This is a genomic window from Neoalteromonas flava (genome assembly GCF_002807685.1).
Classification (GTDB): domain Bacteria; phylum Pseudomonadota; class Gammaproteobacteria; order Enterobacterales; family Alteromonadaceae; genus Alteromonas_E; species Alteromonas_E flava.
Map to the genome: position 1 here is coordinate 863,853 of NZ_PEAX01000003.1, position 22,349 is coordinate 886,201.

Genomic DNA, 22,349 nt, shown 5'->3' on the forward strand with positions numbered 1-22,349 from the left:
TTTGTTTCGTATGTTAAAGCTTATACTAATAACTAATATTTAACCGTTTTAGCCAATGTACCCACCACCACGCGGGCCCCACTAGAAGAAAGCGCAAATCCTCGAAAAATGACGGCTTTTTACCCTCAACTTTATGGCCAACGAACTGCAAGATCCACATAACAACAAACAAGCTGATGGAAAAATACAATACGTCGATATCAAAATGAACTAATAAACGAATGCAGCCAAACGCAGCGAGTGTTAACAAGGTCATCGCTGCACCAATCGGGCCGGACAATTTAAAGTAGTAATACAACACTGGAATGGCCGCAATATGCGCAAAGTTAACATTGAATTGCGCAATAAATTCGGGCACCGGAATTGACCAAATCAAGCCTATGGTAACAAGGTATATTGCTGGAACTGCAATCGCGTGAATAGCAATATTAGTCTTATTCTGATGGCTCTCACCATATTTATTCAACAAGGCTTCAATCTGCCGCATATAGTCCTCCGTCGTTTTATACGTTTATTATGTGACGTTTTAATAATATGTCGACGTCGTTATTCGCCGTCGCAAATTGGATCCCTAAAAATACATATCCGTCATCTGCTTTACTGTTACGGATAATGCCTTCAAGGATGACAGTCTTTTCGCTTAAATCTACGCACAAAGTGACTGGTTGTTCCGGTTCGATGGCATCTGCTGGCATGTCGTCAAGTAATGCTTGAGCGAGGGCTATTCGACATCCACTTTGCGAAACATCCACTATCAAAGTATTCAGAGCATTCCCCTGCTCTGCCAATGTTAATTCTGCTGCTATTCCCGGTGAGGCCCGCTTTTCAGAACGTAAACCGAGACTTTGTAAACTACGAGGGAAGGTAGTAAAAAATAACGCCCCCGGTTGCGATTGAATATGATTAATCTTGGCTTTAAAAGCAATAACTTGTCCATTTTGCCCCTCCAATACATAACGGATAATCACCGTATTTTCGGGATATAGAACATCTTTCATTACTCCATACTTCTTCATATTCGGAAATTGAAAAATGAGCGACCGGGGATAATCCATTCCCACATAAGTTGTCTTTACCCGCTTTGGACTCGTTGGCGTAGAAACTTGGAGATCGACAATTGAACCCGGTTGCAATGCACGCAAGCTGGCTAAATCATCGGCTGAAATACCTGTTACCTTAGAGTTTTTGTTTTTTGTCACGACAAATTATTGGTAACCTTTAATAAGAAAATCATAATCGCCCTGCCGTCACAAAGCAATGACGATTATGCACCAACACAAACCTCGCAGAGAATGTACTGTTATGTCTGACATTGCCCCAATTGTTTACCAGCTCAACCCTGAATCAAAAAGCCAGCATTTGTTTGCGGTTCGAGTTGCAATTCCAGAACAACAGCAGCCGACACTTACACTCAGTATGCCCGCGTGGATACCTGGTAGTTACATGATCCGTGATTTCAGTAAAAATATCGGTGAATTTAGCGCCCGTGATGAGCATGGCCGCAGTTTGGAATGGCATAAAACGGATAAACAGACGTGGCGAATTGGTACACAAGGCAAAGCATGTGTCGTCACCTATAAAGTGTATGCATTTGATTTGTCGGTGCGCAGCGCCTATTTGAATGATGAATATGGCTTCATCAACGGTACCAGCGCATTTATGGCGGTACATGGAGCAGAAGCAACTCCTTGTCTAATCCACCTAGAGCTCGATCCAGACCGTTTTGTAGAATGGAAAATCGTCACCGGTATGCCCTGCGAACAAGCGGATAAGTTAGGTATAGGTATTTATTCCGCTCGTAATTATCAGCAACTGATTGATTACCCAATTTTATTTGGCAAGTTTATTCAATCAACGTTCAGAGTTGATGAATTAGAAGCGGTGCTTGTATTCACTGGTGATTTACCGCTGGATCTTGTCCGCATGAGCAACGATTTAACGCCGATCCTACGCCAGCATATGCAAATGTTTGCGGATACGCCGCCAATTGAAAAGTATTGGTTTATTACCTTACTTACGGAACAAGGATTCGGCGGATTAGAGCACACAAACAGCACAGTTCTTATGTTTCCTCGCTGGGATCTTCCATTGGCACGCGAGGATCAAACAACAGATGCTAAGTCAGAAAGTTACCGTGACTTCCTCGCATTGTGTAGCCACGAGTTTCTGCATACTTGGCACGTTAAGCGGACTAAACCGGCGATCTTTAGCACCTACCATCTGGATAAAGAATCCTATACCAACCAACTATGGATTTATGAGGGTTTTACGAGTTTTTACGATGATCTCGCTCTAGCTCGAGCCAAAGCGATTACGCCGGAACAATATTTATCCATGGTAGCTAAAAATATAACTCGTTTGCTACGTAACCCCGGACGTTTAAAGCAAAGTGCTGCAGAATCAAGTTACGATGCTTGGACCCGCTTTTATCAACAGGATGCAAACTCCATCAATCATATTGTGAGTTATTACACAAAAGGTGGATTGATTGCTTTGTGTCTTGATATTTACCTACGCAGACAGTCACAAGGAAAATACTCGCTAGATGATGTTATGCGTCATCTCTGGCAGTCATTTGGCAAGAAATCCATTGGCACGCCCGATAATGTGATCCACAAAATCGTAGAGTCATTACTCGGTTCAGCTCCTGATAAGTTGTTACATGAATGGGTTTATCAAGCGGGTGAGCTGCCTTTAGCTGAATCACTTGCAGAAATTGGTGCAACCTTGCATCTCTCCCATGCACAGGATTTTGATGATCTTGGTGGCAAAGCGCCCAGCGCTGGAATGCAAAACGGATTGGGCATTACCGTGAAACCTGCTGAAACTGGCTTAATTGTTCAACAAGTGCGAGAAGGCAGCAACGCTTGTCGCGCTGGATTGCAAGTGGGCGATCGGCTGCTCGCTTGCAATCAATGGGTAGTGAACAAAATCAACCTGACTCGGTTACTTAAACACGCAAACGAGTGTATCGAATTGACCTTGATAAGGGATGGACGTTTATTATCCGTTGATTGCCAATTGGAAGCAGCGACACCTGATACTGCGCATATAGAACTCACTGACAGAACCCGTTTTGCCGAATGGCTTGGCATTACTGAATAGCGGTTTATTCGCGAGCAGGGACCAATAACTGAGGGTCGACTCTAACTCGGCCCCAATTAATGCGCCAATCCAAATGGGCGCCTGTCACTCTCCCTGTGTCACCTATTTCAGCGATCAATTGGCCCTGTTTAACCCTATCGCCCGCGCTCACATGCGCTTTATGCAGATGGATAAAGGTAGATGTCACCTGATGGCCGTGATCGATAATTAGGGTACCACCGGAGTAATACATGTCCGGCACAAATAAGGTTACCACGCCGTCTGCTGGTGCGACTACAGGCGTCCCTACAGGCCCCGCAACATCAACCCCAAAATGCGGCCGTTTCGGTTGACCATTTAACACTCGCTGACTACCGTACACGCCACTAATCGGACCTTCCGCAGGCCAAATGAATGGTTGTACAAAAAACTCGAAATCACTGTTTCCACTGCGCGCTTGGGCCACTTGTTGATTATCTTTCTTAATCCGTTCTAAGACGTCTTTTGGAGGAGACACCATGTTCTCTGGCAACCCGTCAATACGTTGTATATCATACTCCCGCACGGGTAACGCGTAACGCTTTTCAAAGCGTTCACCTTGGATTTCCCAAGCCAGCGTTATCTCACCACTTGCCTCTCGGTCAATACCAAACACAAACCAGCCTTCTGGGCTAATTTTCAGTGCATCACCTTGATAGTAAACGACTTCGGCTTGCGTCAATTGTCCGCGCACCAACGCGCCAGGTTGCGGTTGGTCGATTAGGGTAAAAGGCGTTGCATATGTGAAAGCCGCAATAAACCAACTCAATAATACACTGCATAACTTAAGCATTTGCGATAGCCCCTTTTCCAACCCCCTCAAAAGCAATGACTTTAACTTCGTCATGTCCACACAAGCGCCGTTGCTCATCAAGCATGAATTGTGCAAGACACTCTACCGTTGAATCGGTTGCGATAATTTCACTCTCAGCTTGTGCGATGACCAATTCAAAATAGCCTTGTGAGGCCTCATAAGCAAAGCAATGAGCATAATCCAACGAATGTTCCACGTCGGTTAAATGCAAATCCTGCGGCGCAACCACATCATCTTGGCTACCGATATAAATATCTCGCCAGCGCTCAGCCCAATACTCCTCGGCCTGAATGCTTTCTTTCCCGTGCTCATACACAATGACTTTGGAGCGATGACCATGCGCTATGCGTTGGCAATTACCGTCATGCTTTTTTAGGCCATGAGTATAATGATAGAACGGTGTCGGTATTGATTCAGTGCGTAAATGCAATGTAATGTCATCCACGTTATCTGGAAGGTGTGTCGCGATGATGTCTTTTAAATATTGACTTACCGAAGCCATATCGACCTCTTCGGCGTACACGAAGGCATAAGCTTCGTCCGGACAATACAAATAAATACTGGCCTCGTCATTTGCGTTGCTTTTGCGATTAAAATTCACCTGAACCATGCCAGTGTCGGTATGATGGATAACCTTGGTGCACGACGACTCAACGGGCACCAATAATTTGTGATCGACATATTCGTCGATCAGGCGTTTAAGATCTTTTTTTACTTTGCCGAAGTCTTGGATCATGCTTTCTTCGTTTAGCTCTCCAGCTAATACCACATCGACAATCCAACTTTCACCTACCATCCCACGCTTGGGACACAAATAGGAAAAATCCATCACGGTTAAATCGTTAACAAATAACTGCATATTACCTTTTCAGTTTCAAAATTGGGCCAGTTGTGCTCAGGTTGATTATAACCAGCGCGAGCAATTATGTCCGACGTTATGCCGATTATTTCTCGTGACGCATAAGTTGGTCTTTTAAATTAGGTGGAATACCACGGATCACCAAGGTGTCGGTGTGCGCGTCATATTTGACTTTGTCACCATAGAGGTGACGATCAAAATTCAGCGTTATCCCACCGCCCTGTCCACTGAATTTGGCGAGTTGCTTGATCACTGTTTTATCAGGCTGGAATGTTTCTTCAATGACTGTTTCTGAATCTTGTACAAATTGAGTGAAATCAAAATTTTGCTCAGTATCTGCTGGCAAGCGGGCGCTCAGTTCACTAAGTTGAATATCATCCCCGCTAGCAATCTTCTCTTTATAATAATCTTTCACCGCTTCGCGATGTTGATGCTTTTCTTCGCCATTCAATTGTTCCTGAGCGAGATACGCATCGACACTATTAATTAATTGGGCATTTTGCTGTTTAACATCCATTAATTCCTCACAGCCCAAAAAGGCCATAAAGAAATCAGCTACCTTGCGCCCCATGCGCCCTTTGATAAAGCTGATATAACGCGCCTTTTCTGGTTGCACCGCATATTGGGTCAAATCAATGCGAGCCGCGAGTTGCATCTTCGCAAGATCTAAATGTTCACTGATGGTTAGCTCTAATTGCTCATCAACATGTACATGTTGCTGAGTATTTAGCAAACACACCATTAAATAATCCGTAGCTAAATATTCATAGCGACAAAACACCAAAAAACCGGTTTCTACCATCTGCATATCGGCCATAGTGGCAATAAGATGGGCGGCACTTTGCTGGGAAAAAGACTGAAACACATGTTCTGGTGGCTGGCTTTCGTCTCCTTGCAACACATTATCTAAAGCTTTTTTAAATTCAAAGTTTTGTTCTTCTTCAGCCTCAGAAAACTTACCGATCCCTTTGCTCGGCTTACCATTAAATGCATGGTTGATCTGCGCCACTAGGGTTTCAATGGACGGGGTTACCGAAATGCAATTGTCTCGTGGAATAAGCGTTAGTTTTTTTTCAGCATTGACGTGCAGTTGGTGAACTATAAATTGATGAATCATGGCACTCATTGATTAACGATTTCCTCAGCCGTGAAAAACGACAGATGTTGGTACCGAAAGTAACTAGTTTTTCAATACCTTATTGCGAAATTGGGTAAACTTTGCGATAAACTTTGTTATCGTGAAAGCAGGGATTATAATCGATCTAAATAAAAATCCATGCCTTTTGACGCAATACAACAAAAATAGAGAGCTGCATGCCTATACAATCACGTTATTCCAATCAACAAATTGAATCGATCATGCACGATCTGGTTGATGTTCTGAACAAACATCAATGCAACCGCGACTTAGCACTGATGGTATTAGGGAATACGGTGACCACAGTACTTAATCAGCAATACGACGCCAAGCAACGTCAAGGTATGGCTGAGCAATTCAGTGCCGTGATGTTAAAAAGTGTGAAGCAAGCCTAATGATCTTAGCCGAATCACCTCGCCGTCAACGGGTTACCAAGCTGGTCAATTGGGGGCACTGGTTTGCGCTGGCAAACATTGTTTTAGCGCTCATTATCTCCTCTATTTTTGTTTTTTCGTCGCCACAATCAGGCACTGCGATCGGCACTGTGTACTTGTTCGCGAATTGGTTTGGCCATGTCGGATTTTTGACCTTTTGTGGCTTTGTTATATTTATCCTTCCACAGTGTTACTGGGTAACTAATCCTCGCTTAGTCAAGGGTAGCAGTTCTGTTATTGCGGCGGTTGGACTTGCGTTACTGGCTCTTGATGCTTTGATATTTAATCGCACAGGTTTTCATATTACGCTAAATTCTGCTGAATTAGTGCGCTCCGAAACGCAAACCCAACTGAGTCTATTCAGCTGGCAACAATGGGGTTATTTGGCATTACTCTTTGTTGTCTGGCTAGGCTTTCAACTAGTTATTGCCAACGCGATTTGGAAACGCATCGATCGCTTAACTCGCCACAAAGTGGGCATTCCCGTTACTTCGCTGTTCGTTCTGTGTTTTGTAAGCAGTCATGCCATGCACGTGTGGGCAGATGCGCGGCTTTACCAACCGATCATCAAACAGGACAACATGTTTCCGCTGTCGTATCCGGCCACCGCAAAAACCCTGCTATCAAGATATGAATTACTTGACCTGGAAAGCTATCAACAACGCAAACAATTACAGTTTAATCCTGAACTTAAGAGCGTAAATTATCCACTCTCTTCGTTGTTTTGCAGTATCGATACCAGCCAGTCACTCGCACTATTTGTGCAAACGGATGATACCGCTTTACCATTCCTAGATGATTTTGACCTGCGTCGAAACGAGCGTTTCTTCGTGACTTCCAAGGATATGCAATCTCTGGTAGAGACGACACTTTTTGGCGTACCTGAGATTTACTCACAAAGTTTGAAAGACCGTTCGCCAGTTTTGTTCGATATGGCTGAGGCGTTTGACATGCCGTTAGTCATTGATACCGATCCCGGATTAGTACCACAAAAAGGCAAGGCAGTGGTAAGTCAAGATGGACTGCGCTTTGCCAATACTATCGTTGGTGGAAAAATCGTCATCGTTTTCGCAACCGGTGCCGATATTGAGCAGTGGCTGTCTTTGCCCAGTATCCGCAAAGCGCATCTGTTGATAGCAACAGGCTATGCTCCCGAATCTGCGGAAACATCCGGTACACTCTACTCCACAGCTGATATTACCGATACCATTGCAAGCACTGAGGACTTGATCCCTACGGCACTGAATATGTTGGGTTGTGGTGCCAGTGTTGGTCTATATTCGACCGGGCAGAATTTACTTGCGCCGCAACGCCAGTGGTTAGTTAGCACCAGTGGTGACAAGATAATCTTGTTACACGGAAACTTACGTACAGAGGTTTTAAGCAATGGTAATTATACCATTACGGATATTGCTAGCGGTAACCGAAGTAATGCGAACCTCAACACTGATTTATTCAGTCAAGCAATTAAACACTTAAGTCGCTTCTCAACGCCGTAGCATCATTTAGGGACTGAAATTTCGTCAAGGTTATGCGCGATAGTAACGTTAACTTGTTCTACTTGCGCCTGATGGCTAGTTAATTTAGCTTCTTCTTCGCCACTGGGATCGAATAGTACTATCTGTTTAATGCCCGCCCGTGCTGCGGCGATCACATCGGTCAATTTATCGCCAACCATCACACTTAGGCTTAAGTCTAGCTTCATTTCATCGGCCGCTAAATGAATTAATCCTGGCTGCGGCTTCCGACAATCACATAACACTTGTTGGCCGAATTCTGGATGATGAGGGCAAAAATAAACCGGTACAGTTGCAATGCCCCGCTTGCTAAACTCTACTTGGATCACGTCCATGAAGTGGAAGAATTCATCTTCGCTATAAATGCCGCGGGCAATCCCAGATTGGTTGGTGATAATTACGGGTTTGAATCCAGCGCTTTGAAAACGTTGGATCAGAGGGAATATACCGTCGATAAAATCCAAGTCATCAGGGCGAAATACATAACCGTGATTGACGTTAATAACGCCATCACGATCAAGGAATAATGCAGGTGTCAAACTCGCTGCCATACCATCGCTTCCTAATGCTTGGCACAGCAGCCTTCGCTACCGCGCAGAAAACAACTTAAAAATACTGGAAAAATCTAGCTTACCATTACCTAAGCTACTGTGCAGCTTATATAAATTTTGTGCTTGTGAACCCATTGGCACATTTGAATTTGACTGCGCAGCGCACTGCATAGCAAGCATCAGATCTTTTTTCATTAGATCGACCATGAAACCACCTTGAAAGTCATTTGATGAAGGAACATTTTCCATCACATCCGGACAAGGGTTATACAGCTCTAACGTCCAATTTCGCCCTGAGCTTTGCAACATGATTTCTGACAGTACTTTCGGATCTAAACCATTGTCTATACCCATCTGTAACGCTTCAGAGGTTCCCGCCATTAATACTGACAGCAACATATTATTGCAGATCTTGGCTATTTGCCCTGCGCCGTGAGCACCCGCATGGAATATATTCTTACCCATGACTTCGAGCACCTCACGAGCTTGGTCCAAATCGTCCTCATCGCCGCCCACAATGAAAGTCAAGGTACCCGCTTTGGCGCCACCGACGCCCCCAGAAACTGGCGCGTCAATGAAACGGATCCCATGACTACGGAGTGTTTGTGCAACGGCTTTAGCAGATTCTGCGTCGATAGTACTCGAATCGATCACTAACGCATTTGTTTTAATATCGTTAACCACCCCACCGTCCTGACTATACAGCGCTCGAACGTGATGACCGGCGGGGAGCATTGAGATTACGATATCAGCACCATTAACTGCAGCATTCGCAGACTCTGCGACTTTAGCGCCAACTGATTTGAGCTGCGCCTTTGCACTCTCTACCAAGTCAAATACGGTGACAGAAAAACCCGCCTTGACTAAATTTTCTGCCATTGGGCCACCCATGTTACCCAAACCGATAAATGCTACTTGTGCCATTATACTTTCCCTAACATCGAAAGAGGATGATTACTACCGTCCCAAGGCGAAGTGAAAAACCATTGAATCGTTTCCATCGGTACATCAGCAACTGATGTAAATCGCCACTGGGGTTGCATATCTTTGTCAATTAATAAAGCTCGCACGCCTTCGGCGAATTCGCCGAAACTGCCGCAGCGACAGGACAGATCGAGTTCCATCCTAAAACAGTCCGCCAACGTCATATCTGCACCACGTTGCAATTGATGAAACACGATGTGGGCAGTGATTGGCGAGCCATTCGCCAAACTTTTCTGTGCTTTTGCTAGCCATTTATTCTCGCCAGCATCCAATTTCAATACTGCATCAACGATTTCTGGTAATGTTTCCTTGCCGCAAACATCATCAATGGTAGTTTGCATAGCGGCGAGAAAACCCTCAGGTTCACTGCCCTGTGAGATATTATGCAGGGTTAACAGCACATCACTGGTAATACTGTGCATTTCTCGCGTGGCATTTTTAGTTTCTCGCTGCTCAGGCCAGGGTTGTCGAGTGAGAGCAGCGAGGCAATCTTCGCAACTGTAGTCACCAACATAAAAATTAGCTAAACCTGAATACAATGCGTCAGTAGCATTGATACTGGCACCCGTTAAACCCAAAAACAGCCCGACTTTGCCAGGCATGCGATTTAAAAACCAACTACCACCAACATCCGGATACAAGCCGATAGTGATTTCAGGCATTGCAATTCTTGATGACGCCGTCACAACGCGGTGACTTGCGCCATTAAACAGGCCAAGTCCTCCCCCCATAACGATCCCCTGTCCCCACACAATAATGGGTTTTTCGTAGGTATGAATGCGATAGTCTAATTGGTATTCAAAGTTAAAAAAGTCTTCAAGGAATGCCGGCGTCTTGTCCGGCTCTTCTCGCATGGCGTTGTACATCGAAACAATATCGCCACCCGCACAGAACGCTTTTTCTCCTTGCGAGTCCAACACCACACAAACCACATCCGGATCTGACTGCCACTCTACTAGCTGCGCATCTATGCGTCGCACCATAGATAAGTCAATAGCGTTTAACGCTTGCGGTTTATTCAGTTGAATGTAACCAATTTGGGCGCCTTGTTGCGCAGCAATGGTTTTACAAATCACACTTTGTTCAGACATTGCGATCCTTAAAGTATTTCGGCTGCATCTGATAATAGACGACGCGCGATGATTACGCGCATAATTTCATTGGTGCCTTCTAAGATCTGATGTACGCGCACATCGCGAACGTGACGCTCCAGCGGATATTCTTTGATGTAGCCATAGCCGCCATGGATCTGTAACGCTTCATTACATACTTTAAAACCAACATCAGTTGCAAAGCGTTTCGCCATAGCGCAATAAGTTGAGCGATCCGGGTGCTTATTGTCCACCTTGCTCGCCGCTAAGCGCACTAGTTGACGAGCCGCGACTAATTCAGTGTTCATATCAGCCAGTTTAAATTGCAGCGCTTGGAACGCCGCCAATGGCTTACCAAATTGTTGACGTTCATGCATGTAATCACGCGCAGTATTCAGTGCTTGTTGTGCTGTGCCTAGTGAACAGGTAGCAATATTGATTCTACCACCGTCCAGGCCTTGCATCGCCAACTTAAATCCATTCCCTTCCTGATCCAATAGAGCATGAGCAGGCAAGCGCACATTATCAAATGTAACCATTCGGGTTGGTTGCGCATTCCAGCCCATTTTTTCTTCAGCTTTACCATAACCAACACCTTCTGCATTGGCAGGAACCACAAACGCCGAAACCCCTTTCGCTCCCTCGCCACCGGTGCGCGCCATAACAACTAAAACATCGGTCGAGCCAGCGCCTGAAATAAACACTTTTGAGCCGTTTAATAGGTAATCATCGCCGTCGCGACGAGCACTGGATTTTAATGATGCCGCGTCAGAACCAGAACCGGGCTCTGTTAAACAGTAAGAAGCCAGCTTTTCACCGCTTACCAAGGCTTCGCACCATTCATTTTTGATTGCCTCGCTGCCCCAAGTTGCGATCATCCATGTGGCCATATTATGAATCGTAAGCATTGCAGTGGTCGTCGTGCAGCCCATCGAAAGCTGTTCAAAAATAATCGAAGAATCCAAACGGGATAGTCCTAGACCACCCGCTTCTTCCGGCGTATACAAGCCGCAAAAACCTAACTCCCCCGCTTGACGAAATGTAGCTACAGGAAACGTATGCTCACGGTCCCATTCAGCAGCAAAAGGCGCCAAGGCTTGATCAGAAAATTGTTTGGCAGTTTCCGCAAACGCCATTTGATCATCAGTTAATTCGAAATTCATACCTCAAACTCCGCTTATCGCAATGAAATAGTCATGTTAGGGCCAGAAGGAATATCGTTTTCGACCCAGCGTGTTGTTATCGTTTTAGTTTCTGAGTAGAAACGGATCGCCTGCTTTCCGTAAGCATGCAAATCGCCATAGAATGAATTCTTCCAACCTGTAAACGAGAAGAAAGGTAGCGGTACCGGGATCGGAATATTGATTCCAACCTGACCGACTTCAACTTCACTCTGATATTTACGTGCAGCAGCGCCACTGTTTGTGAAAATAGACGTACCGTTGCCATATGGATTGGCGTTCACAAGTGCCAGCGCTTCTTCTAGTGTATCTACACAGATACAGCACAACACAGGACCAAATATTTCTTCCTGATAAATACGCATATCAGTGGTTACGTTAGTAAATACCGTTGGGCCCACCCAGTTACCGGTTTCATAACCCGCAACAGTGACTTCAGAGCCATCAACTAAACATGTCGCTCCTTGATCTTTACCTGATTGAATTAACTCAAGCACGCGCGCTTTTGCTTGCGGACTGATCAATGGACCAAATCCAGCATCTTTATCATCCCATAGACCAGGACGTACTTGCGCGATCCGTTGTGCCAGCTCATCAACCCATTGCTGGCTTTCACCAACGAAAACAGCGACAGATATTGCCATACAACGCTGGCCAGCAGCGCCCACAGAAGCACCCACCATATTGTTGAGGACGTGCTCTTTATTAGCGTCTGGCATGATTACCGTATGATTTTTTGCACCCGCAAAACACTGCGCGCGCTTCATATTTGCGGTTGCGGTGCGATAGATGTACTGACCAACAGGAACTGAGCCAACAAAAGAGACTGCTTTTACCGTCGGGTGATTCAATAAAATATCGACCTGCTCTTTGCCACCATGCACAATGTTTAGTACACCTTCTGGCGCACCAGCTTCAATGAATAATTCTGCTAAACGCATTGGCGTCAATGGATCTTGTTCAGACGGTTTCAACACAAAGGTGTTACCACACGCAATTGCCATTGGGAACATCCACAACGGGATCATCGCAGGAAAATTAAATGGGGTAATGCCAACGCAAACGCCCAATGGTTGAATATAGCTATAGGTATCAATATTACGCGCCACATTCTCAACCGTTTCCCCCATCATCAGTGCTGGGATATTCATCGCTTGTTCAACTACTTCGATGCCCCGCCAGACATCACCTTTCGCGTCGTCAAACGTCTTACCGGTTTCACTCGCTAACAAGGTTGCCAATTCATCATGATGCTCTTTTAATAGATGTTGATAGCGCATCATCACGCGCGCACGCTCAGGCGTGGGAATCTTACGCCACGTTTCAAAGGCTTTTTCCGCAGCTGCGATCGCCGCTTCAACTTCACTGTCAGTGGCAACTGGAGCTTGTGCGATCCCTTGGTTATTAGCAGGATTAGTAACGGTAATAAATTGTTCAGTTTGCGACTCAACGAATTCACCGTTGATCAGTAGAGGGACAGTTTGCATGGACATACCTTGGTTCACGAAAATATAGGATAACAATACCTTCATCTTACCTTGACGTAAACGTCAAGTGGTCTTACATCCAAATCCATCTTGTAAAATAAATGTGACGCAATTCTTTAAACTGTCCGGTTTGTAGTATTTATAAGCCCATCTGATATTACTTTTGCTATGTAAACAGCCTGCTCGGACTGTTTTTGCGACATATTTAAAGACTAGAAAGGTTATTATTAACAATACATAAACATTATTCTGATAATGATGTTTTTCGGTCAACTTGATATGCTGGGTCAAGATGCTCATTTAATAACCAATGTTATGCCGCAAAATTTACGCTTAGCCATCGTTGAAGACAATGCCAGTGCGCGGACTCACCTACGCAGTCATTTAATTGCACTGGGCAACCTTGAGATTTTCAGTTTTAGTAATGGTAAAGAATTAAAGGCAGCATTGCGTACCCAATCGGTTGATATTGTGGTCAGTGATTTTCACTTGGGACAAAATAAAAATGGTGTGGATTGGATAAAAAACCTGCAAAAAGCTGAATTGCTCAAGCCCTCTACTGGCATAATATTTATCACCTCTGATCAAACTGCGCAAACCATCGGGCAAATCCTTGACATTCAACCCGACTTTCTACTGGTAAAGCCCTATACCATGCGCACCATCAAAAAAGTGATCACACAGTATCTAAACATAAGAAGTCTAACGACTGGGGTGTTAAATGCACTAGATACCAATGAGCCTACGAATGCGTTAACTCAGTTAGACAAGGTCATTAAAAAACCTGCAGCAAAGCGTTATTCCATGCATTTATTGAAATTGCGTGCTCGCATTTTGATGTTAATGAAAGACTATGCACGTGCTATGGCGCTTTATGAGTCCGTATTGCAGCGTTCCAGCAGTGTGATTTGGGCGCGTTGGGGTAAGATCCGTTGTCTATTTATGCAAGGTGATTGGGATAAATGTCAACAAGCCATTAGTGATCTTCTCGATTTGCAACTAACGCAAAATAAAGCCTATGAGTGGTTGGCGTGCATCGCATTTGAAGAAAAGAATTTCGCCAGAGCTGAGCAATGGTTAGATCACATCAAAATGAGTGAATTAACGTTACAGGCGACGCGCCTCAAAACCTTAACTTACCAAATGCAGCAGCGTGTAGATGACGCAATTGAACTACTCGAACGCAAACGTATCAGCCAAATGAGCGTTAGGGAGCAAAGAGATGAACTGACTTTTGAATTAGCCGATTGTCACATGCGCCATGCGCTCTCAAGCAAAGATCAAGAACGGGAAGAAAGTCTGCATAAAGCACGTCGCTTGATTGGTGCTGCAGGGCGTAATACAACGGATAGACAAGCACAGCAAAGGCGTGACTACATGCTAAGTTTTGCTCATGTATTAGAAGGCGATACTGAAAAAGCACAGCGTCTACTCGAAAGTGACTGGATGCATGACTTTTCGCGTTCTGAAATATCCACAATGATGATTGCTGCTCAGGTTTGGTTTGGCGTTGGCGATGAGGAACGGTCTAAACAGATCCTCGAGCTTTGTGCACTTAAATCCGCATCGCTGGATGACCAGATTGAACATGTAATGGTAGAAACCCAACGAATTCAAAGTGAAAAAGCGATCGGTCTGGCAGAACAATCAGCGATTACCCACAACCAAAAAGGTACTGAAGCGTTCGTTGCCGATCTTAACGAGACCGCGCTGGAACATTTTTTTGCGGCGCATAAATTAGCCGAAGATATTCCGGCGTTTGCCATTAACCTGCTACAAAGCATGCTCAGAGAGCACCGGTCCAATTATCGTGGAATACATGCCCTTGCGCTTTTAGATGCCATTCAACGCCAACCTTTATCGGCAACTAATCGGCAACGTATCGACGAGCTAAGTGACATTATTCACGCCGATTACCAGCATTATTTAATGCCACATAGTACGACCGCAACAGACGTTGCAAGTGAAGTGGTAACAGCAACTGAGTCAATCACCCATTGAAGCGACGCAGTAAACTTGATGTATCATTGCGCCCACCGCCTAACGCCTGAACATCCGCATAAAACTGATCAACCAATGCTGTCAATGGCAAGCGAGCGCCGTGTTTATCAGCCTCTGCTAACGCTATTCCTAAGTCTTTGCGCATCCAATCAACGGCAAACCCAAAATCATAATCACCTCGCAGCATTGTTGTTGCTCGGTTTTGCATTTGCCAAGATTGTGCGGCCCCCTGACTAATAGTCTCGATTACCGCCGCACAATCGAGCCCTGCGCGCTGGCCAAAATGCAATGCTTCAGCCAATCCTTGCACTGTGCCCGCAATACAGATCTGATTCATCATCTTGGCCTGCTGTCCAGCGCCACATTCACCAATAAGTCGAGCACATCTTGAATAGTGTGACAGTGTTTCAACCACAGCATCAAACACGGGTTGTTGACCGCCTAACATAATGGTTAACTGCCCATTTACAGCACCGGCCTGCCCGCCCGAAACAGGCGCATCCAAAAAACCGATTGCGTGTTTAGTGCACGCAGCTTCCAACTCTCTTGCAAGCGCTGCTGATGCAGTGGTGTGATCAACTAAAACTGCGCCGCCTTCTGCACCTGCTAACACCCCGTCGTCACCATAGACTACTGAACGCACATCATCATCGTTACCAACACATAACAATACTAATTGCGCGCCATTAGCTGCCTCACGCGGCGTAGCAAACGCTTCGCCAGTGTATTCAGTACACCACTTTTGCGCTTTAGCCGCAGTGCGATTGTATACGCGTACATTTAAACCAGCATTCGCAAGGTGTCCTGCCATTGGGTATCCCATAACACCTAAGCCAATGAAAGCCACTTCAGTTATTTGCATTACTTGTTCTCATCATTTAACCAATCAGTACAGAGTGTAACTTTGACACACGGCGCAATACAAATGCTTCGAGTTTTAATGCCACCGACACAAAGTTTGGTTTATACTTGCCAAGAATGAGAAGGGTTCGAGAGCGCTAACAATATAAGGAATGGTTCATGCCACAATCTATTTACCAACACGAAGTCACTTTGAATAATGGCGAACTTAAATCACTGAACGATTATGCTGGTCAGGTGATTTTAATCGTTAATACTGCTAGCAAGTGTGGTTTCACTCCTCAGTACGACGGCCTTCAGGCGCTATATGAGGAATATAAAGATCGTGGTTTTACCATCTTAGCATTCCCGTGTGACCAGTTTGGTCATCAAGAGCCTGGCGACGATAATGAGATCCAGCAGTTTTGTTCACTAAATTTCAATGTGTCCTTTCCGCTGTTTAAAAAAATTGAAGTTAATGGTGATGAAGCATCTCCCTTATTCAAGCAACTTAAAGAAGAAGCGCCGGGCCTACTAGGCAGCAAAGGCATAAAGTGGAACTTCACTAAGTTCTTAGTCGATCGTAACGGTAATACGGTTGAACGTTTCGCGCCGGCAACAAAGCCTGAAGCGTTGAAACGAAAAATTGAAGAACTTCTGTAAAAGGTATATCGATGGCGCCCGCCAATGTCGGTTTTTTCAGTAGCAAGCCATACGATCAAACCGTATTTGAGCCGCTTTGTTCAGCACACAACATTCGGCTCCAGCATTTTGAAGCCAGACTGGATATAAGCACCGTAGCACTAGCAAAAGGCTGCTCAACCATTTGTGTTTTTGTCAATGATGAGCTCAATGCAAGTGTAATTGACGCATTGGCTGACATTGGCGTGAAGCACATCGCGTTACGGTGTGCTGGCTACAATAATGTAGATATTCCGCAATGCAAAACACATGGAATAAAAGTCAGCCATGTGCCCGTATATTCTCCTGAAGCAGTCGCTGAACATGCGATGGCGCTGATTTTGACGCTAAACCGCAAAATGCATAAAGCCTATAATCGCGTAAAAGAAGGCAATTTCGCACTTCATGGTCTAATGGGCTTCACCATGAAAGACAAGACCGTTGGCGTGATTGGGACGGGGCATATCGGAAAGGCATTTATACGTATTCTTAATGGGTTTGGCTGTAATGTCGTTGCATACGATCCCTACCCTGAACCCTCGCTTGAACTCTCGCAATGCCGATATGTCTCACTCGCTGAGCTTTTTTCAGCCAGCGATATTATTAGCCTGCATTGCCCCTTGACTGCCGAGAATCAGCATATGATCAACGCTGCGGCAATCACCAGCATGCGCCCCGGCGTTATGCTAATTAATACCTCAAGGGGGGGATTGATTGATACACAGGCTCTGATCCAAGGCCTTAAGTCAAAACAAATCGGTTATGTAGGGCTCGATGTGTACGAAATGGAATCCGAACTATTTTTTCGCGATCACAGTTGCGACGTTATCCAAGATGACATATTCCAGCGCTTATCAACCTTCCACAATGTCCTCATCACCGGCCATCAAGGATTTTTTACCCGCGAAGCGCTCGATGAAATTGCCCACACTACGCTGGCGAATATTACTGCCTGTAACCAGGGCCAATGTGATCCTGCCCAGTTTCTGTAAGCATTCAACGGGCTATCGAACGGCCACCATCAACTTTTAGTGCACTACCCGTTACGAACGTATTTCTTAAAAGGTAATCCACCGCTTGTATTAGTGGTTCAAAGCCTGCTTCTCGCTGGATTAGACTATTGGTTAAGACATCCTGCTTTGCAGCAGTCGTGTGCTCCGGCAAAAATTGCATCGTTCCTGGTTGAATACTATTTACCCGAATTAAAGGTGCTAACCGCTTCGCTAACGACAACGTCAAATTATCTAACCCTGCTTTCGTTGCAGAGTAATAGGCGCGACCTGGTTTTGGATTCAATGAATAAATATCGGTAATGTTGATGATCAAGCCTGTATCACCATTGGCTCTCGCAACATATTGTGTGGCAAACCATTCTGCCAGTGCAGCTGGGAAAGCCATGTGAACGTTCGTTAGAGCCTGCAGTTGAGCAAAAATATCTTCTCCTGTCACATCATCTTCAAATAGCGACGCATTATTAATTAATAGATCATAAGAAACCTCACCAAGTGTGCTTTTGACACACGCGAATCCGGCTTCCGAATAATCATTAATCGGTATTATGGTTAACCGCTCAGGATGCTTTTGCTGAAAGCTTGATAAGTCGTCACTGGAATGTCTAGAGATTGCTACTACCGAATCCCCCAAATTAAGAAAATGTTCTACTAGAGAAAGACCAAAGCGCCGCGCGGCTCCCGTGATCAGAATTTGCCGCCCTGATTTATTCTGCATCAGAAGCTCCATGCTCGGCCACTCGAATGCTCGGTCGATAATAGCAAACATCAAGGTTTCCGCTACCTTGATAATGGTAGAACGGATTGGTCAGGTTACGAGCATTTGTCAGGCGCTGCTGAAATGCTGATGATTGTGTATTCTGACGCCATAACTGAAGCTGTTTGTGAGCTGGAACGGCATTGCCCATCCGTGCGGATAATATTCGAGTTCGCTGTGCTGGGTCATCAATTACACCGCCATTTTTTGCGCCATCGCCACGATGAAAACGCTGCGCTACCTGCATTCCATATACCACTTGCCCGATAATACTCATGTTACGGTCTAGGTGACGCGGTGCCTGTCCCAATACGATATAAAACTCAGTAGTCGCTGAATCAGCAGCATTACTGCGTGCCATCGCGACGGCACCAGGACAGTGCAATAACCATTGACGGTTATCATTAACATTTAGCCCGGCTGGAAATCCATCAATAAATCCAGTTGCTTGGGCAAGAAACTCCGGTGACTGAACAACCTCAAACGCCAACAAGTTTTTGCTATGTGAACGACTAAACTCGGCATTAACAGGAGATTTGAACGCACTCTGCTTCGTTTCAGCAAGATCACCCGCTTGAGCGACAAAACCATCAATAACCCGATAAAAATCTAGACCATCATAAAAACCTTCCTGCACCAGATCACGAAAGCGTTGTGTATTGTTCGGAGCCACACTATCCGTCAATTGTATAATGACCAACCCTGCATCAGTCGTGATATAAACTAATTGCTCTTGCGGAATAAGCGTTTCTTCAGATACCTCAGACGCCTCGCTCGCATAAACCAGTGCTGCGCCCCCGTAGACTAAGAGTATGCCCAGCCCCTGAATAATGTGCTTGAAGTAACGGATCATGCTCCAGCCTTGCGTGCAATGATATGAAAGTATTTCCCTAGCCATTTGTATGGTTCCTGTGTGCTATATTCTAGTTCTAATGCGAGTAAATCATCGTAATGCGTTATTTGCTGTTGTCGGTCACGCATATAATCGTGAAAACAACGAATACCTGCACTAAGTTCAATACTAAGCCCTTGTTGCAATAAATAATTCATTATCACCTTTGGGCGCTGCGGATTATTAGGATTCAGGCGCACTCGGTTCTTAGTTATCAAGCCCCGACGAATGAGATCAAAATTGCCATACAATGCGTTGCCAAATAAGCTCGCATCGTAATTAAAAAATGTTAGGCTCAAAAAACCGTCGTTACGAAGTAAGGTTAATAATTTATCGATGATTTGCAGTGGATGCTGTGTCCATTCGAGTACGGCGTGACAAAATACAGCGTCAAACTGCGGTAAGTTTAGCGATTGCAGATCCTGACAAGTAAATTCAACTCGCTCGCCGTAGGCGGCCAATTTTTCCTGAGCTAAAGTGATAGCATCGGCAGAAATATCATTCACATGGACTTTGTGTTCGTGCACGAGTGCAAGTTTAGCCATTGCGCCGGTACCACCGCCGATATCTATAATAGAAAGCGGTGAACAATCAGTTAGGTAAGGTGACAGTTGATGAGCCAATACCGCTTCTCGTAATCGGCCCTTACTCGTCCCATAGATATTTTTATCAAACTTACTCGCTATGCCGTCAAAGCTTTGATCCGGTTTGTCTGCACTCATGGTAAATTACGCTGGATTAGGAATATCGATAAAGGTCACGTCGATATCAAACTGTGCGGCGATATGCTCACCGAGCGCCTGAGCGCCATAACGTTCGGTCGCATGATGACCCGCCGCAAAGAAATGGATCCCCATTTCACGTGCAGTGTGAATAGTTTGTTCCGATACTTCTCCGCTTATAAATGCATCAATTCGCTGTTCAGCTGCAGCATCAATATAACCTTGACCACCACCGGTGCACCAGGCGACTGTCTCCAATACGGCATCCGGATTGCCTTCACTGAGTACTCGCGTATCGATGTTAGATGTTAATCTTTGACATAGTTCAGCGTGCGTCAAGGGTATTTTAAAGCGCCCCCTTAAAGCCACACTAAACGGATCATTGGCATCTAAACCCGCGCCAACATCGATATCCAAGCGCTTTGCCAGCTGTACATTATTGCCGACTTCAGGATGGACATCTAAGGGTAAATGGTACGCAAACAAATTGATGTCATGTGCCAGCAACTTAGCCAAACGCTGCTTCTTCATACCGCGCACGCAAGGATCTTCCCCTTTCCAAAAGTAGCCGTGATGCACTAATACTGCGTCAGCGTCATGCTCAATAGCTTTATCGATTAGCGCCTGTGAAGCGGTGACACCGGTGACCAACCGTTGAATGGTGGGCGTCCCTTCCACCTGTAATCCGTTCGGACAATAATCGCGGATTTTTCCGACATTGAGATAGTTATCTAAGTATTGAACCAGCGCTTGTCGAGTCGTAGCCATGTAAATCCTTTGTAAATTAGACTTTGTTAACAAATATCGGTATAAAAACACCTGTCGATTATCTTATTAATAACAACTAAAAGGAAATCAATCCATCATGGCAGCGTTAGATAAAGATAAAGTTATCGAAAAGTTTACCCTTGCCTATACACAGCAAAACGGTAAGGCACCATCTATCGAAGCGAAAGGCGGATGGTACAGCGTAGACGGCGGCAAAAATATGCGCTTAGCACAGCTCGAAGAAATGGCTGATGCCATGAGTGCAGATACCCCTGCTAAAGCGGCTAAGCCGGCAGCGAAAAAAGCTGAACCGAAATTGGCAGAGAAAAAGCCCGCAGCGAAGAAACCGGCAGCCAAAAAGGCAGCTAAAAAACCAGCGAAAGGTGGTTTTTCAGTCAAAGATCATTGGAACGAGCAAATCAAAGCCAGTAACCCTGGTGCGATCCTGCCACGCTAATCAGTAAACGGCTAAGCGCCGCAATGGTGCTTAGCAATTACTTATTTGTCAGCAACGCCCGCTAAATTTATTGGCCCGTAGGCCTTACTCGACAGTAATTCGCTGCGAACATGGTCAGGAATGGCACACTTTGCACTCAAACTTGCTTCCATAAATACGTAAACAACACGTGCAGTCGCCACAGGTATTTGTGCTGAATATTGCATAATCGAACAGGTCAAAGTGAAAGATGATGTCCCTACATGCTCACACTCTATGGCGAGCATTAAAACATCATCAAATCGCGCGGAAGAATGCCAATCAATAGTCAAACTAACCACTTGGGTAGCAAAACCCGCTGACTCCAGTTGATCATAGCCGCCGCAAAGTTTACGCAGGTACTCAGTACTTGCTACATCAACGTAATCTGCGTATCGCGCGTTAAAAACGACATTTTGAGGATCACACTCAGCATAACGAACACGAAGCAACACGTCAGTTCGCATACGCCTACCAAGTTAAATCATCAGGAATTTCAAAGTCTGCGTACCAGTCTTCAGAATCGTCACTGCTTGCGGTACTCTCCGTAGCTGACAAATCGGCGATATAAACAACCGTTTCAGGACTGCGCTCAGCAATTTTGTCAGCAACTTTGATGGGCACTAATTCGTATTCATTCTCGAGACTAACCACGGCCAGCTTAGCACCGAGCACGCCGCGGTGCAGCGCTTCTGTCACGTATAAACGTTTGATTTTATTCTCGTGGGGGAAATTTAATACAACCTCTCCGCCCTTGCGTGACTGCCGATTCAACTCAATTAGCTGCTTAACTTGCGCAGCAATTGAGCGTTCCTGTTTTAGTTTATTCTGCGCGTCGTTTAACTCTCTATCTTTCGCTTTTTTAGCTTCAATCGCAGCCTGAGCAGCCGCTTTGGCTGCATTATCCTGTGGCTGTTTTTGTTTCTTTTGCTTGCGCTTATCTGCGCGCGCTTGCTTCGCCTTTTGCTTGTCTGCTACACCGGCTTTAAGCAGCTGCTCTTGTAATGACAACGCCATTTCAATC

General features: G+C 45.3%; 24 protein-coding genes. 7 read left to right on the forward strand and 17 right to left on the reverse strand.

Annotated features, from left to right (window positions below):
• Positions 1 to 25: 25 nt before the first annotated feature.
• Positions 26 to 487, reverse strand: a complete 462-nt coding sequence (locus tag CSH92_RS09865; RefSeq protein ID WP_100657411.1) for an Mpo1 family 2-hydroxy fatty acid dioxygenase — start codon at positions 485 to 487, stop codon at positions 26 to 28.
• 16 nt (positions 488 to 503) lie between these two features.
• Positions 504 to 1,199 (reverse strand): flagellar brake domain-containing protein, encoded by a 696-nt coding sequence (locus CSH92_RS09870; RefSeq protein ID WP_100657412.1) that lies wholly within the window; start codon positions 1,197 to 1,199, stop codon positions 504 to 506.
• Between the two features lie 103 nt (positions 1,200 to 1,302).
• Between CSH92_RS09870 and CSH92_RS09875 the strand changes: the two genes are divergently transcribed.
• On the forward strand, positions 1,303 to 3,105 hold the full coding sequence (locus CSH92_RS09875) for a M61 family metallopeptidase (RefSeq protein WP_164084704.1): 1,803 nt from the start codon (positions 1,303 to 1,305) through the stop codon (positions 3,103 to 3,105).
• Positions 3,106 to 3,109: 4 nt separating this feature from the next.
• Here CSH92_RS09875 and CSH92_RS09880 read toward each other — a convergent pair whose 3' ends face one another.
• The 3 genes from CSH92_RS09880 to yejK form a co-directional block, all read right to left on the reverse strand.
• On the reverse strand, positions 3,110 to 3,916 hold the full coding sequence (locus tag CSH92_RS09880) for a M23 family metallopeptidase (protein ID WP_100657414.1): 807 nt from the start codon (positions 3,914 to 3,916) through the stop codon (positions 3,110 to 3,112).
• Positions 3,909 to 4,796: a 6-carboxytetrahydropterin synthase gene (locus CSH92_RS09885; protein ID WP_100657415.1), complete on the reverse strand. Its 888-nt coding sequence runs from the start codon at positions 4,794 to 4,796 to the stop codon at positions 3,909 to 3,911. The genes CSH92_RS09880 and CSH92_RS09885 overlap by 8 nt, the downstream gene beginning before the upstream one ends.
• A gap of 85 nt (positions 4,797 to 4,881) precedes the next feature.
• On the reverse strand, positions 4,882 to 5,922 hold the full coding sequence (yejK, locus tag CSH92_RS09890; RefSeq protein ID WP_100657416.1) for a nucleoid-associated protein YejK: 1,041 nt from the start codon (positions 5,920 to 5,922) through the stop codon (positions 4,882 to 4,884).
• A 188-nt stretch (positions 5,923 to 6,110) separates the two neighbouring features.
• On the opposite strand from yejK, the gene CSH92_RS09895 reads away from it, so the two are divergent.
• Both CSH92_RS09895 and CSH92_RS09900 read left to right on the forward strand, forming a co-directional pair.
• Complete coding sequence (locus CSH92_RS09895; RefSeq protein ID WP_100657417.1) at positions 6,111 to 6,329, forward strand: YejL family protein; 219 nt, start codon at positions 6,111 to 6,113, stop codon at positions 6,327 to 6,329.
• Positions 6,329 to 7,867 (forward strand): DUF3413 domain-containing protein, encoded by a 1,539-nt coding sequence (locus CSH92_RS09900; protein WP_100657418.1) that lies wholly within the window; start codon positions 6,329 to 6,331, stop codon positions 7,865 to 7,867. The genes CSH92_RS09895 and CSH92_RS09900 overlap by 1 nt, the downstream gene beginning before the upstream one ends.
• Before the next feature lie 2 nt (positions 7,868 to 7,869).
• Here CSH92_RS09900 and CSH92_RS09905 read toward each other — a convergent pair whose 3' ends face one another.
• Genes CSH92_RS09905 through CSH92_RS09925 form a run of 5 tightly spaced genes read right to left on the reverse strand, consistent with a single transcriptional unit; the run spans position 7,870 to position 13,179 of the window.
• The gene (locus CSH92_RS09905; protein WP_205662148.1) at positions 7,870 to 8,436 is read right to left on the reverse strand and encodes a D-glycero-alpha-D-manno-heptose-1,7-bisphosphate 7-phosphatase; all 567 of its coding nucleotides are present in this window, start codon (positions 8,434 to 8,436) and stop codon (positions 7,870 to 7,872) included.
• A gap of 36 nt (positions 8,437 to 8,472) precedes the next feature.
• Positions 8,473 to 9,360 carry a 3-hydroxyisobutyrate dehydrogenase gene (gene mmsB / locus CSH92_RS09910; RefSeq protein WP_100657419.1) on the reverse strand — a complete coding sequence of 296 codons (888 nt, stop codon included), beginning with the start codon at positions 9,358 to 9,360 and terminating at the stop codon, positions 8,473 to 8,475.
• Entirely contained in the window at positions 9,360 to 10,511 is a 1,152-nt protein-coding gene (locus tag CSH92_RS09915) for an enoyl-CoA hydratase/isomerase family protein (RefSeq protein WP_100657420.1), read from the reverse strand. The genes mmsB and CSH92_RS09915 overlap by 1 nt, the downstream gene beginning before the upstream one ends.
• A gap of 8 nt (positions 10,512 to 10,519) precedes the next feature.
• Positions 10,520 to 11,674, reverse strand: a complete 1,155-nt coding sequence (locus CSH92_RS09920; protein WP_100657421.1) for an acyl-CoA dehydrogenase family protein — start codon at positions 11,672 to 11,674, stop codon at positions 10,520 to 10,522.
• A gap of 14 nt (positions 11,675 to 11,688) precedes the next feature.
• Positions 11,689 to 13,179: a CoA-acylating methylmalonate-semialdehyde dehydrogenase gene (locus CSH92_RS09925; protein WP_100657518.1), complete on the reverse strand. Its 1,491-nt coding sequence runs from the start codon at positions 13,177 to 13,179 to the stop codon at positions 11,689 to 11,691.
• A gap of 255 nt (positions 13,180 to 13,434) precedes the next feature.
• Here CSH92_RS09925 and CSH92_RS09930 point away from each other — a divergent pair, with 255 nt between their 5' ends.
• A complete protein-coding gene (locus CSH92_RS09930) occupies positions 13,435 to 15,180 on the forward strand; it encodes a response regulator (protein ID WP_100657422.1) in 1,746 nt (581 codons plus the stop codon).
• Here the strand turns inward: CSH92_RS09930 and CSH92_RS09935 are convergent.
• On the reverse strand, positions 15,170 to 16,036 hold the full coding sequence (locus CSH92_RS09935) for an NAD(P)-dependent oxidoreductase (protein ID WP_420807507.1): 867 nt from the start codon (positions 16,034 to 16,036) through the stop codon (positions 15,170 to 15,172). The two genes, CSH92_RS09930 and CSH92_RS09935, sit on opposite strands and share 11 nt — an antisense overlap.
• Positions 16,037 to 16,200: 164 nt before the next feature.
• Between CSH92_RS09935 and CSH92_RS09940 the strand changes: the two genes are divergently transcribed.
• Positions 16,201 to 16,683 (forward strand): glutathione peroxidase, encoded by a 483-nt coding sequence (locus CSH92_RS09940; RefSeq protein ID WP_100657424.1) that lies wholly within the window; start codon positions 16,201 to 16,203, stop codon positions 16,681 to 16,683.
• Between the two features lie 11 nt (positions 16,684 to 16,694).
• Positions 16,695 to 17,693 carry a 2-hydroxyacid dehydrogenase gene (locus tag CSH92_RS09945; RefSeq protein WP_100657425.1) on the forward strand — a complete coding sequence of 333 codons (999 nt, stop codon included), beginning with the start codon at positions 16,695 to 16,697 and terminating at the stop codon, positions 17,691 to 17,693.
• Between the two features lie 4 nt (positions 17,694 to 17,697).
• On the opposite strand, the gene CSH92_RS09950 is transcribed toward CSH92_RS09945, so the two are convergent.
• The 4 genes from CSH92_RS09950 to CSH92_RS09965 are packed head-to-tail and all read right to left on the reverse strand — an operon-like array spanning position 17,698 to position 20,850.
• Positions 17,698 to 18,429, reverse strand: a complete 732-nt coding sequence (locus CSH92_RS09950) for an SDR family NAD(P)-dependent oxidoreductase (RefSeq protein ID WP_164084705.1) — start codon at positions 18,427 to 18,429, stop codon at positions 17,698 to 17,700.
• The gene (locus tag CSH92_RS09955; RefSeq protein WP_164084706.1) at positions 18,419 to 19,321 is read right to left on the reverse strand and encodes a peptidylprolyl isomerase; all 903 of its coding nucleotides are present in this window, start codon (positions 19,319 to 19,321) and stop codon (positions 18,419 to 18,421) included. The genes CSH92_RS09950 and CSH92_RS09955 overlap by 11 nt, the downstream gene beginning before the upstream one ends.
• On the reverse strand, positions 19,318 to 20,082 hold the full coding sequence (locus CSH92_RS09960; protein WP_100657428.1) for a methyltransferase: 765 nt from the start codon (positions 20,080 to 20,082) through the stop codon (positions 19,318 to 19,320). The genes CSH92_RS09955 and CSH92_RS09960 overlap by 4 nt, the downstream gene beginning before the upstream one ends.
• A gap of 6 nt (positions 20,083 to 20,088) precedes the next feature.
• Positions 20,089 to 20,850, reverse strand: a complete 762-nt coding sequence (locus CSH92_RS09965; RefSeq protein WP_100657429.1) for a Nif3-like dinuclear metal center hexameric protein — start codon at positions 20,848 to 20,850, stop codon at positions 20,089 to 20,091.
• Between the two features lie 97 nt (positions 20,851 to 20,947).
• Here CSH92_RS09965 and CSH92_RS09970 point away from each other — a divergent pair, with 97 nt between their 5' ends.
• A complete protein-coding gene (locus CSH92_RS09970; RefSeq protein WP_100657430.1) occupies positions 20,948 to 21,307 on the forward strand; it encodes a hypothetical protein in 360 nt (119 codons plus the stop codon).
• Between the two features lie 41 nt (positions 21,308 to 21,348).
• On the opposite strand, the gene CSH92_RS09975 is transcribed toward CSH92_RS09970, so the two are convergent.
• Together CSH92_RS09975 and CSH92_RS09980 are read right to left on the reverse strand one after the other, a co-directional pair.
• Positions 21,349 to 21,792 (reverse strand): acyl-CoA thioesterase, encoded by a 444-nt coding sequence (locus tag CSH92_RS09975; RefSeq protein ID WP_100657431.1) that lies wholly within the window; start codon positions 21,790 to 21,792, stop codon positions 21,349 to 21,351.
• A 4-nt stretch (positions 21,793 to 21,796) separates the two neighbouring features.
• On the reverse strand, positions 21,797 to 22,342 hold the full coding sequence (locus CSH92_RS09980; protein WP_100657432.1) for a DUF2058 domain-containing protein: 546 nt from the start codon (positions 22,340 to 22,342) through the stop codon (positions 21,797 to 21,799).
• Between the last annotated feature and the right edge of the window lie 7 nt (positions 22,343 to 22,349).